This window comes from Johnsonella ignava ATCC 51276 (assembly GCF_000235445.1).
In the GTDB taxonomy this organism is placed as follows: Bacteria; Bacillota; Clostridia; order Lachnospirales; family Lachnospiraceae; genus Johnsonella; species Johnsonella ignava.
Map to the genome: position 1 here is coordinate 272,701 of NZ_JH378831.1, position 12,895 is coordinate 285,595.

Below are 12,895 nucleotides of genomic sequence, written 5' to 3' on the forward strand. Positions count from 1 at the left end.
TGTATTCCAGTTTTTTTAAGATTAGGGGGATTATATTAAAATAATTATGACAATAACAAAACGTTCAAAAATATTAAATGAAATAACTAACGGTCCTATAATACCACAGATACTTATGCTTTTTTTCCCTGTGCTGCTTGGGACTCTTTTTCAACAACTTTACAATACTACAGATGCAGCGATTGTAGGAAGATTTGTAGGTAAAAATGCCCTCGCCGCAGTAGGAGGCACTACAAGTATGGTCATAGGCCTGTTTATAGGATTTTTTGTAAGCCTTTCTTCAGGTTTTGCCGTTATAATAGCACAAAGATACGGTGCCGGTGATGATGAGGCAGTAAATGAGTGTGTACATACTTCATTTGCTTTTTCATTAATTATAGGTATTCTTCTTACCATTGTAGGTACTACACTTGCTCCGAAAATACTGCTTTTAATGAATGTACCTACAGAAATATTACCCGATACCACCGCCTATATACGCATTTACTTTATAGGCATAATACCTAACCTTATATATAATATAGGAGCTGCCATCTTAAGAGCTATAGGCGATACGGTAAGACCCCTGTTTTTTTTAATATTCGGCTGTATATGCAATATAATACTTGACAGTATATTTGTAATACTCCTTAAATACGGCGTCAGGGGTGCAGCCATAGCCACTATACTTTCACAGGCTCTTACATCCCTGATGGTATTGGCAGTCCTTTCGACAAGCAAGGGTTCTTACAGGCTTTCAATCGGCAAAATACATCTGAATATGCTTTTTCTTAAAAAAATGGTTTATTTAGGTATGCCTGCAGGATTTCAAAACAATATGTTTAATATAGCCAATATTACAATACAGTCCGCTGTAAATAATTTCGGTACTGAAAGCATGGCAGCCTGGGCGGCATACGGAAAAATAGACAGTATATTCTGGATGAGTATCCAGGCACTGGGCATAGCGGTAACTACCTTTATAGGACAAAATTACGGTGCAGGAAAAAAAGAAAGGATTAAACAAGGAACTGTAAAGTCAATATTTTTAGCCGTAATGATTACGCTTATAATTATGTTCTGTATACTGTCTTTAAGAAATTATGTTTTTTTGATATTTACAAATGATGAAAATGTAATAAAAATAGGCATAGGCATATTAATGACCATAGTTCCTCTCTACCTTACCTATTTTTTAATCGAAATTTTTTCCTCTATTTTAAGAGGACTTGGAGATACGCTCATTCCCATGCTCCTTACAGCTCTGGGTATCTGTGTATTTAGGGTTATATGGGTATTTACCGCCGTTAAACATTATAATACGCTACATACCCTTGTAATGGCTTATCCTCTTTCATGGATAATTACAAGTATACTCTTTATTATTTACTCATTGTTTTTAAGCCGTCTGAAAAATTTTCTTTTTATAAAATCAAATTCCTTAACATACTAGACTGCACAGGCATTTTGCAATTCCTTCAGAATTAAACGGATATGCCTGTGCAAATGGAGTGATTCCATAATTTACACAGGTCTGTGTAGTTACAGGACCTATTGAAATTATATTATTTTCCGCCGGTTTATCTTCATTTTCTTTAAAACTGTTTTTTTCAGATGTTTTGTCAGCCGTCATCTCAAAATAAGCTCTTGCTCCCATGCTGCTGCATAAACATACATAATCACATAAAGGCAGTATTCTTTTAAGCTCATCTTTTCTGGTCTGAGCTTTTACAGTTCTATAAACAGGTATATCACTGAAATTTATATTATTTAATGTAAATATCTCATTAATATCACTGCCTGCTTCCTCCGCCCTCAGTATGAGCACCCGATCCTTTTCAGTAAGCATTTTTACAAGCCCTTGTGAAAGTGCTTTAAGCGAATAGGATTTCGGTACAAAATCCGGATTAAATCCATGTTTTCTAAGCGTAGAGGCACTGCCGCTGCCTATTACAGCAATCTTTATATCGCCAAGATTCCTTAAATCAAGGGGATATTTATAACTATCTTTAATATCGTTAAAAGGCATACCGGATTCTGTTTCATCTTCAATACCGGTAAGCTCATCAAAAAATATATTTATACCATTTGAACTTGTAAATACCAGCCATGTATACGAGGAAAGCTCCTCCATAGCCCTGTAAAATCTCTCTGTATATAAGGGTATTGTCTCTATAAGGCTTATTACAACTGTTTCAGCACCATAATTATCAAGAATTTTATTTAATCTTGAAGCCATATATCTGCTTGCCGTAATTAATATTTTTTTGCCGAAAAGCGGTCTTTTTTTATATTCCTGCATAAAATTATCAAGTTCATATGACAGCTCAACAACTTCACCAATAACTATAATTGCCGGAGTTGTTATTTTCTCAGCCTTTATTTTTACATTTATATCTTTAAGCGTAGATATACATTTTCTCTGTCCCTGCATACTTCCGTTTGATATTACCGCTATCGGTGTTTCTTTCGGCTTTCCTGCATTTATAAGTCCATTTGTTATCTCATCAATAACATTAAATGACATAAGAAAAACCAGGGTTCCTTCAAGCTTTGAGAGTGCTGCATAATCAGATATATCATAACCTTTTATATGCTTTACAGACTTTGAATCGTATTTAATATACTTTCCTCTGCGTGCAGTTATTATATGAACCTGTGATGCATATCTTCTGTCGGTAAGAGGTATGCCTGCACTTGACGGAACGCTTAGTGCAGAGCTTACACCCGGTACAACTGCATATTCTATGCCTGCATTTTTAAGTGCCTGAGCTTCCTCGGAACCCCTTCCAAATAAAAAAGGATCCCCCCCTTTAAGACGCACTGTCATCTTTCCTTCAAATGCTTTTTTAATTAATAAATTATTAATCTCATCCTGCTCCATCGCATGGACACCGTTTCTTTTGCCCGCATATATAAGTTCACACCCGTGCACGGCTTCATTTAAAAGTGAAGGATTTATAAGATCATCATATATTATGGTATCCGCATTTTTTATACACTCATACGCCTTAAGTGTCATAAGCTTTATATCACCCGGACCGGCACCTACTATAAATACGGTTCCGTATTTACCGCCGTTATCAGATGTGATATTTTTTTCTGTGTTTTTAAATTTTAAATTAGAATTTATATAATCATACTTCATATATTTATCAGTTTTTATTAAATGTATCTTCTGCCGTATTTTTTAATTTTAATGCCATATCCCTTGCCGCCTTTAATGCATCCTTTGCTTTTATTTCAGCCTTAAGTGTTTCTATTTTATAAATTCCGTATGCTGAAAAAATGCTTACGACTTCAGCACTATCACTCCTGCAATAGATACCGTAAAGTGCATTGCAGTCAGCACCTATATTTTTAAGAAATTCCCTTTCAGTATTATAGGCAAGCACGCAGTTTTTATCAGATATACTTTTAAGTATGCCGGCTATTTCATTATTATCATAGGCATACTGCCCTGCCAGTATCCCCTGTGCGGCAGCCGGCAGGAAAATTTCAGGATCCATCCTTTCTATATTAAAAATACATTGATTGCCATTACAGATATATTGATTATTATAATCGGATTTAATATTGTTTCCGCATGAAATAAACCGTTTTGAACCGGCATTTAAAAGTTCATCACCCATTTCATTATATAATCTGTTAAATCCTGCAGCCGCAAGTATTATAGCATCATATCCGTCATTTTTTAATTTTTCAAGCCTCGTCAGTACATTGCCTCGTATAGGTTTTATAATTATATCGGGATTTATAAGTTTTGCAAAATATCCTCTCCTCATTGAGCCGGTTCCTACTACACTGCCTTTTTTTAATTCTCTTAAAGGAATTTTATTAAGACTTACAATTATATCACAGGGATCTTCTCTTTTTAAGACAGGCACTACATTCAGTTCACGTCTCATAACAAGCGGCATGTCCTTTGCGGAGTGTACGGCAAGGTCTATACTTTTGTATAACAGTGCATTTTCTATCTCATGCGTGAAAAGCCCTTTTCCCCCAAGCTCTAAAAGCGATCTGTCAGTTATCATATCCCCTCTTGTAGAGATAGGAACAAGCTCGGTTTTTATGTCCGGGTATTGAGCTTCTATTGCATCTGCCACAAGCCTGCTCTGTATAAGTGCAAGTCTGCTTTTTCTTGTACCTATCCGGATAATCTTATAATTCATCTATAAATCCTGAACCGATTCTCTTGCATGTTTTATAAATATTTCTCTTATAGATTTATACTCTCCAAGTCCTTTAAGTATACAGTGTACTTCAAATCCTTTCTTTACAAGGAGATTTTTCCATGAATCATCATCATCTCCTGCCATATCGTTTTTTACATGTTCTCCCGCCACTATCATAAAAGGTGCAAGTATTACCTTTTTATATTTTTTTTGTTCCAGCTTTTCAATTACATTATCAATATATGGATATGCTTCAACATTTGCTATAAAAATATTTTCCATACCATGGTCTCTTAACCTGTATTCAAGTGCCGCATATGCTGAATTGGCATGGTGGTTGCTTCCATGTCCCATAAGAAGCACGGCATTCTCCTTTGAATTTATTATACTATTTTCATCAGCAGCCTCAATCTCCCATGAATTAATTATATCATGAATTGCATCGGCAACATCTGAATAATCATTTTCAGAGGTAAGAAGCGGAGCTGAACATATAATTTTTTTAAATAAACTCCCGGACTCTCTCACCGCACTAAGCATATTATCATTTTCAACCCCGTTTATTATATGACTTGGCTGAACTATAACCTCTTCGATTCCATCTTTATACATTCTCTTAAGTGCGAAAGTCATATCATCTACAAACAGTTCTCCTCTCTCACGAAGCTTTTTTATAATTATACCGCTTGTCCATGCTCTATAAATTTTAAAATTACTAAATTCATTTTCAAAATCTTTCTCAATTGCCTCTATTGTTTTAACTCTGGTATCTTCATGTGCAGTACCGAAGCTTACTGCTAAAATTGCTTTTTTTATAATCTCACATCCTTATCTAATTATGTATTGTTTAATGAAATTAAATTTATATTTTAAATTATACCCGTTTTATGCCTTAAATCGGATTATTATATAAAAGCCTGAAAATAATTTATTTTAATATAGCGTTTTTTATATATTCTGCAAGCTCTAAAGCATAATATGTGATATAAATATCAGCACCTGCCCTAAAAGCTGAAACAGCCATCTCATAAACTGTTTCTTCTTCCTTAATCCAGCCGTTTAGAGCAGCCGCCTTTACCATTGCATATTCTCCGCTTACAGAATATGCGGCTACCGGAACATTTACAATATTACTTACCCTGTTTATAATGTCAAGATAATTCATACATGGTTTTACCATAACTATATCAGCACCCTCCTCAATATCGGCAAGAACTTCACTTAATGCCTCCTTAGAATTGCGAAAGTCCATCTGGTAGGTTTTTCTGTCCCCTTTAAGGCTGCACTTTGCAGCTTCCCTGAATGGACCGTAAAAATTTGACGCATATTTTGCCGAATATGACATTATAGGAATGTTCTCATACCCGTTTTTGTCTAAAGTATTTCTTATTGCTGCAACTCTTTTATCCATCATATCTGACGGTGCAACCATATCAGCACCTGCCTGCACATGGGAAAGAGCAGTTTGTGCAAGGAGTTTTATGGTTTCATCATTGTCAACCTCTCCGTCATGTATTATACCACAATGCCCGTGGCTGGTATACTCACACATACATACATCAGTTATTATATATACATCATTATACCTTTGTTTAATACTTCTTACCGCCCTCTGTACAATACCGTTTTCATCATATGCTCCGCTTCCGTTATCATCCTTTTTATCTGTAATCCCAAATATCATAAATGCCTTTATGCCGGCGGCAGTATACTTATCTATAACTTCATGACATCTGTCAATACTGTATCTATACTGTCCCGGCATTGAAGTTATCTCCTCCTTTATGCCATATTGCATATAAGAATTTTTATCAGAGTTTTTATACAGACTTTTTTCAGAATTGTTTTCTTCGTAATCCTCCGTTATAAATATAGGGTATACCAGAGAATTTATGTCAACTTCAGTTTCACTCACCATATCCCTTATAATTTTATTTCTTCTAAGTCTTCTTGTTCTTTTAAACATTATTTTTTCCCTTATCCTTAAAGATATTTTCTATTTTTCCCTTTATCAATTCAACAGTTTCTGCAACAAGCTTATGATTTGTTCCGGAAGCACATACGCCTATAACAAGAGAGTCTTTATTTATGATCCCCGGAAAATAAAAATCACAGTTATCCTTATAACTGCAGTCATTTACTATAATATTTCTTTTTTTAGCTTCATCCGCTATATTCTGATTGATTTTTTTATCATCAGTTGCAGCCAGTATTATATCTACATCTTTAAAATCATCTTCACACAGCTCTCTTTCAAATATTTCCATTTTTTTGTATGTGATTTTTAAATCGACAATTCTTTTATCCACCTTTCGGGCTATCACTTTTATAAAAGGATTAAAATCTGTAAGAATATTTATACGCCTAAAAGCTATATTGCCGCCGCCTACTACAAGTACGTTTTTTTCACTTATATCAATAAATAACGGGAAGTATTTTTTCATAAAACTAATCACCTTAAATGGTTTTATATATTTTGTATATTATTTTTGATTTGATTTGTAGTTAAATCTTTTTAAAATACTTTTAAAGCAATGGTATTATAAAACTTTATATGTTTTTTTGCAATATAAGGATAAAACTGTGTCAAACAATGACTGTTTCAATTTTTAATAAAGGTAATATATTAATAAATTGATCACAAATAAATTATATTTTTTTATACATGCAAAATAAGGATATATTGACTTGGATATTATACAGATGCTATAATCCGCTGTAATATCAACATATATAATATTTGGAATAATTTGAAATATTTGAAATAAATATTCACTAGATAAAGGAGGTTCAGTCGCTAACATGGATTTATATAAAGATGATGAATACTGTATGCAATTTACCTATGATGAGATAAAAGAGTTCCTTATAAAACCTTTATTTCAGAATGAAAATGTGGCTCCGTTTATAAAACCGATTATTGATTTTCATTTAGACAAAAATTTTAATTTTATTGATATAGGTCCCCTGGAACTTCAGGATATACGGGATATTTCTCTTTCTGTTCACTTTTGTAATTTATCAACCAACATATATTTTGCAGATGAAGAAATTATGCTTATTGATGATAACGCCAAATCATATATCAGTCCGAGTGACGCCTATAAAAATGCTGTATATGAAGGAAGTCTAAGGGATAAAACCCATAAAGAAATACTTAAAATCATATATGATATTGTATGTATACTTATAAATAGTACCGGGGGTGAAATACATGAAACTCTTATCAAAGAAAGAGATGAGCCGGAAAAAGGTATTTATATTTTTCCTTTATGTGATTATATCATCGATATAAAAAATGATTTAAATAAATCATACCATGTACAGATTGAAAACATCCTATTCAGGATTAATGAGCCGCATAAAGAAATAAAAAGTTCAACTCTTCCACAGCTGTATTTATTTAAACATACCAAAGAATCTCAAATACTGGATAAAATGAATGAATTTACCGCTGCCGACACCGGTTTATATAAAGATGGTAAATTCTGTATGGAATTTACTTTTGAAGAAATAAAAGAACTGCTTATAACTCCTTTGTTTCAAAATAAAGATATAAATAAATTTTTAGATCTATCTATAGAAATTTATCTGGATAAAAACTGTAATTATATCGACATAGGTATTTTGACTCTTGAAATAAAAGTACCGCCAAATTCAGTGTCATCAATATCAAGACTGTTAGTCGATTTTAATAAGCACTCAACTGTTATTATTTTAGAAAGAGAAAAAATTGTTCTTATTGACGATATCGCAAGAACGGCTTTGGCTGCTGCCGATATATATGAAAATATTGTATATGCAGGAAAACTAAGGGATAAAACCCATAAAGAAATACTTAATATTATATATAATATAGTATGTATACTGCTAAATAATATAAATTCAAAAACCCATAAAACTATTGTCAAAGAAATAAATAAACCGGAAAAAGGTACTGATTTTTTACCTTTATATGATTATATCCTCGATATAAAAAATGATTTGAATACATCATACCACGTACAGATTGAAAACATCCTATTCAGGATTAATGAGAGCTGTTAAAATTGATAAATAATACAATAATCAATTAAAGCTTCTATGATAATGAACAAGGGCTGCCTTCCATTTTATAAAGGAGCCCTTGTTGTATATAATATATCTATATTCATAAATTATAACTATATTATTATATAATCCGCTTTCTGAAGTTTTATAGTTAAGAAGCTAATCAATCTGTTTTATAGTTGCATTATCAAGTCTGCAGTACAACCTGTCATCTCCCGGCTCCTTATATGTTATAAAGGTTCCAGTAACCTCAAGCCGCACATTGCCCTTCGGATATTCATCCGGAAATACATGGCTGCCGTCTCCCCATACAAACTCAATGCCCTGCGCACAACATGCCGCCGCATCCTCTATGATTATATAATGGTAATTCCTTGCAGTAGGTTCATACCATGTTGAATAGTAGGTTCCAACCATCTTAAAGGTCTTTCCTTCAAACTTTTCCGGTTCAACCATTAGCTGATATACGCTTGCATATATCATATCTGCACCCATCTGAGTAAGATCATAATCAACCTTATTCGCAGGAGTCTCGGGCTGTTGCTGTTTTTTTGATGCAGCTGTGCTCCGGCTGTTTTCACTCTCCTTTTGTGCCTGAGCATTATCCTGTTTTACTTCGTTTGCAGCACTTCTCTGTCCATCAGATGTTTTGCTTTCTGCTTCCATACTTTGGGTATTTTGCCTTTTTGAATCATCACCCTCCGTATCTGATGCCTGCACCGAAGTATCTTCTGATGTACTTTCTACATTTTTTTCCTTGGTTTGTTCGCTATCAGCTGCATTTTTTTGCTCACTGCCCGCCTCTGATGAGGATATCTCATCTTTAGAAGACTCTGATGAGGATTCTTCCTCAGCCATCCTGCTTTCCATATAGTTTTTAAAATTATTTTTTGACGGAGTCTTCCTTGGACTTGAACATGCTCCTGATATTACGGACATGGCAAGAGCTATTGAAAAAAAGCAGGTATTTTTATTGAAATATTTTTTAAGTTTTTTTCTCATCTTTAATACACACTTATCCTTTTGATATATTTAAATTGTTTTTGGACTGTCTATAAATAAAATATCACTTAAACAGATTCATTATATCAAAAATCATTTATTTTATCCATAAAAAATACTCTCTATATTCCCATTATCTTTCCTGCTATAAAACATATAATAAATACAATCATATTCGTAGCAACTATGGTAGAGCCTACCGGAGCCGACATAACTATTGAAACTACCATGCCTAAAAATGAACATAGTACCGAAATAACTGCGGAGCATAATACAACTCCTTTAAAATTATTGATGATTCTCATAGCTGAAAGAGCAGGAAATATAACAAGGGCTGAGATAAGCAGCGAACCTACAAGGTTCATTCCCAATACAATTATAACCGCTATAATAACCGCAATAAGAAGATTAAACCTGTCTGTTTTTATACCTGTTGCCTTTGCAAAATTTTCATCAAATGTTACTGCAAATATCCTGTTATAAAACATTATATATATAGATATAACCACTATAGACATAATAACGCAGACTATAACCTGATTCCCTGAAAGCGTCAGTATTGAGAAGGATCCGAACAAAGTAACGCATACATCTCCTGAAATATTCGACCCCGGGGGGAAAATATTCATAAGCATATACCCGAAAGCCAGTGCACCGACTGAAAGCATCGCAATAAGAGCATCTCCGTTAATTTTTTTATTCTGCCCCGTCTTAAGCAAAAGCACTGCAACAAAAACAGTAACAGGCATAACTATAAAGGTTGACTGCTTTGCCATACCCAAAACATTTGCTACAGCCATAGCGCCAAAAGCAACATGTGAAAGCCCGTCTCCTATATACGAATACCTCTTAAGCACAAGAGTTACACCTAAAAGTGATGAACACAGTGCTATAAGTACTCCTACAGTAATTGCATTTCTTACAAACGCAAACTGCAGATAAGAATTTATTACTGATATAATATTGTTCAAAGTTAAACGCCTCCAAATGTAGAAAATATCTTATAGGCTTCACTATTTCTGTAATCCTGTACTTTTCCAAAATAGAGCTGCCGGCTGCCTATATGCAGTATCGTATCTGCATATGACATAGCTGCATCAAAATCATGTGAAACCATTATAACTGTAAGTCCGTTAGAATTAAGTTTTTTAACCATCTCATAAAAATTTAAAGTTACTTTCGGGTCAAGTCCGCTTACAGGTTCGTCAAGTATAAGTAGCTTTGATGTGGCACATAATGCCCTTGCAAGAAGCACTCTCTGCTGTTGACCTCCTGAGAGGTTCCTGTAACTTTTTTCCCTCAGGTGCCATATTTCAAGTTTTTCCATATTCTCCTGTGCAGTATTTTTTTCAACAGATGAATAAAAAAACCTGTTTTTAAGCTTTGAAAGACAGCCAGAGAGCACTACTTCAAATACTGAAGCCGGAAAATCTCTCTGTACAGGGCTCTGCTGCGGAAGATAGCCTATCTCATAAGGTTTAAGCCCGTCTCCGTAAACTATCTTTCCGGAAACGGGCTCTATCAAATGCAGTAATGTTTTCATAAGGGTACTCTTGCCCGCACCGTTTTCGCCTAAGATACAAAGATAGTCCCCCTCTTTTACACTGAAGTTTATATCCCTGCTTACTACATTGTTATCGTAGCCAAGGACCAAATCACTACAGTTTATAAATGCCATAATATTACATGCTGCCGGTAAATACTATATTCACCGGCAGACCTTCCTCCTCAATATATATAATTAATCAAGTGCTTTTTTTAACACTTCAAGATTTTTCTCCATGACACCGTAATATGTCGTACCGGCTTTTATATCATCCTTTGTAACCGACTGGAGAGAATCCATAACTTCTATTTTCTGGTTTTTATCCCTTGTGTTTTCAACTATAGTTTTAGCTATTTTCTGATCAGATTTTTCAATTGTAAGTACCACAGGGATATCAAGTTCATCAACCTTATTTGCAAGAAATACTACAGTATTGAAGCTTGCTTCCGTTTCAGCGGAACAGCCTACAAACGCCGCATAGTAGTCAAGATTATAATCATCAACCATGTATCTGAACGGGAAACGGTCCCCAAAAACCAATGTATTTCTCTTTGCAAGTTTAACTGCGGTTTCATATTCCTTATCAAGTGATGCAAGCTTTTTGGTATATTTATCCGTATTATTTTTATAAACTTCCTTATTTTCAGGATCTATCTTTTCAATAGACTCTTCTATCTCAGATATAAGTGCCTGAGAATTTTTTAATGAAAGCCATACATGTTCATCATACTCTATCTCTTCAACATCTGAGTGTTCATGGTCTGAATGTTCATGATCCGAGTGTTCATGATCCGAGTGTTCATGGTCTGAATCTTTATGGTCGGCATGATCATGGTCCGCTTCCTGTGAATTATCGTGCTTGTCTTTATCGGAATGGTCATGATCATGATCATCATCAGCCTGCATTCCTTCTTTTACTTCTTCCTCTTTTGCCTTGTTTCCCATTATCTCCATAAGGTTTATAACCTGCATATTCGGGTTGCTTGACTCTGAAAGCGCTCCTTTAACCCAGCCGTCGGATTCTCCTCCCACATATATAAATAAATCACAGGCTGAGATTTTCGCTATATCATCAGCGGTAGGCTGATAGCTGTGAAGATCGCTGCCGTTATCAAGAAGCAGGGTTACATCATATCTGTCTTCCTGACCTTCTATTATCTGATTTACCCAGTCATACTCCGGAAATATAGTACATACTACTGAAATCTTCTTTTGACTTGACTTTTGGTCTCCTCCTGAAAGACCTGATGATGAACTTTGACCTTGTGGTGCTGCACATCCCGATATAAGCAGTGCTGACATAAGTACCGCTGATATTTTCTTAAATAAACCTATTTTTTTCATAATATTTTAATTATAACCTTTCTATAAATAAATGTATAATACACCTATATATTTCTTAAAGCATAAATATTTTTGTTTATAACTCTAATAAAGTTACAGCTTTATAACTTCACCGGAAAGTTCCGCATAGATGTCCCAAAATCACATAAAAAAAGCTAAGAATTCCTGTGATTTATGTAAGGAAAACTCTTAATCAGTGTTTTTCCGGTAAATCCTTATCCTTTCTGCAGCTGCTGCAATATCCCAAAAGAAATGAATCACTGCATATAATTGAATATCCGCATTCCTCTAAAAGACAGGCATTTATCTTATCCATAGCCTCTCCCTCAAGGTGGTACACATGCCCGCAGCCTCTGCATTGAATATGCAAATGCTCATCGCACCCACCGTCAGGATCTAAAAGCTGATAAACGCTGTAATCATCACTTGAGTTTTTGATTTTAAGTATAACACCTGCCTCAGTAAGCTTGTCAAGATTTCTGTAAACAGTAGTCAAATTTGTATGTTTTCCACTGTTTTTAATATGCTCATAAATTTCAGAGGCTGAAACTCTCCTATGCTTATTTGACAGAATGTATGACATTATCTCATCTTTCGCTTTTGTACGGTATCCTCTCTGCACAGTTTCCTCACTTTCCACTTCGCATAAAGATTTTATCACCGGCGCCGGTAATATCTGATTGATTAATATGTTTAAATACAAGTTTCACCGTCTTATACCCAACATATAATCCTCTGCTGATTTCGTATAGAGTATATTTGCAATACTGCCACACAGAACACTATGGCTTGAATATAT

12 protein-coding genes are annotated in these 12,895 nt (G+C 34.5%); 2 read left to right on the plus strand and 10 right to left on the minus strand.

What is annotated here, in order from left to right; translation table 11 throughout:
- The first annotated feature begins 46 nt into the window (after nt 1-46).
- Nucleotides 47-1,432 (plus strand): MATE family efflux transporter, encoded by a 1,386-nt coding sequence (locus HMPREF9333_RS05615; RefSeq protein ID WP_005540495.1) that lies wholly within the window; start codon nt 47-49, stop codon nt 1,430-1,432.
- Here the strand turns inward: HMPREF9333_RS05615 and cobA are convergent.
- The 5 genes from cobA to HMPREF9333_RS05640 form a co-directional block, all read right to left on the minus strand.
- Entirely contained in the window at nt 1,421-3,127 is a 1,707-nt protein-coding gene (gene cobA / locus HMPREF9333_RS05620; protein ID WP_005540496.1) for a uroporphyrinogen-III C-methyltransferase, read from the minus strand. The two genes, HMPREF9333_RS05615 and cobA, sit on opposite strands and share 12 nt — an antisense overlap.
- Nucleotides 3,128-3,134: 7 nt before the next feature.
- Entirely contained in the window at nt 3,135-4,151 is a 1,017-nt protein-coding gene (gene hemC, locus HMPREF9333_RS05625; protein ID WP_005540497.1) for a hydroxymethylbilane synthase, read from the minus strand.
- On the minus strand, nt 4,152-4,973 hold the full coding sequence (locus tag HMPREF9333_RS05630) for a sirohydrochlorin cobaltochelatase (protein ID WP_040882329.1): 822 nt from the start codon (nt 4,971-4,973) through the stop codon (nt 4,152-4,154).
- 109 nt (nt 4,974-5,082) lie between these two features.
- The gene (hemB, locus tag HMPREF9333_RS05635; protein ID WP_005540503.1) at nt 5,083-6,120 is read right to left on the minus strand and encodes a porphobilinogen synthase; all 1,038 of its coding nucleotides are present in this window, start codon (nt 6,118-6,120) and stop codon (nt 5,083-5,085) included.
- Nucleotides 6,113-6,598, minus strand: a complete 486-nt coding sequence (locus HMPREF9333_RS05640) for a precorrin-2 dehydrogenase/sirohydrochlorin ferrochelatase family protein (RefSeq protein ID WP_005540504.1) — start codon at nt 6,596-6,598, stop codon at nt 6,113-6,115. The genes hemB and HMPREF9333_RS05640 overlap by 8 nt, the downstream gene beginning before the upstream one ends.
- Nucleotides 6,599-6,956: 358 nt before the next feature.
- On the opposite strand from HMPREF9333_RS05640, the gene HMPREF9333_RS05645 reads away from it, so the two are divergent.
- The gene (locus HMPREF9333_RS05645; protein ID WP_005540505.1) at nt 6,957-8,201 is read left to right on the plus strand and encodes a hypothetical protein; all 1,245 of its coding nucleotides are present in this window, start codon (nt 6,957-6,959) and stop codon (nt 8,199-8,201) included.
- 162 nt (nt 8,202-8,363) lie between these two features.
- Here HMPREF9333_RS05645 and HMPREF9333_RS12210 read toward each other — a convergent pair whose 3' ends face one another.
- From HMPREF9333_RS12210 to HMPREF9333_RS05670, 5 genes are all read right to left on the minus strand, one after another.
- A complete protein-coding gene (locus tag HMPREF9333_RS12210) occupies nt 8,364-9,206 on the minus strand; it encodes a hypothetical protein (protein ID WP_005540506.1) in 843 nt (280 codons plus the stop codon).
- 122 nt (nt 9,207-9,328) lie between these two features.
- The gene (locus tag HMPREF9333_RS05655) at nt 9,329-10,177 is read right to left on the minus strand and encodes a metal ABC transporter permease (protein WP_005540507.1); all 849 of its coding nucleotides are present in this window, start codon (nt 10,175-10,177) and stop codon (nt 9,329-9,331) included.
- 2 nt (nt 10,178-10,179) lie between these two features.
- Nucleotides 10,180-10,884 carry a metal ABC transporter ATP-binding protein gene (locus HMPREF9333_RS05660; RefSeq protein WP_005540509.1) on the minus strand — a complete coding sequence of 235 codons (705 nt, stop codon included), beginning with the start codon at nt 10,882-10,884 and terminating at the stop codon, nt 10,180-10,182.
- A 63-nt stretch (nt 10,885-10,947) separates the two neighbouring features.
- Nucleotides 10,948-12,096, minus strand: coding sequence for a metal ABC transporter substrate-binding protein (locus HMPREF9333_RS05665; RefSeq protein ID WP_005540511.1), 1,149 nt, complete (start codon nt 12,094-12,096; stop codon nt 10,948-10,950).
- Between the two features lie 193 nt (nt 12,097-12,289).
- Nucleotides 12,290-12,757: a Fur family transcriptional regulator gene (locus tag HMPREF9333_RS05670; RefSeq protein WP_005540512.1), complete on the minus strand. Its 468-nt coding sequence runs from the start codon at nt 12,755-12,757 to the stop codon at nt 12,290-12,292.
- Nucleotides 12,758-12,895: the final 138 nt, after the last annotated feature.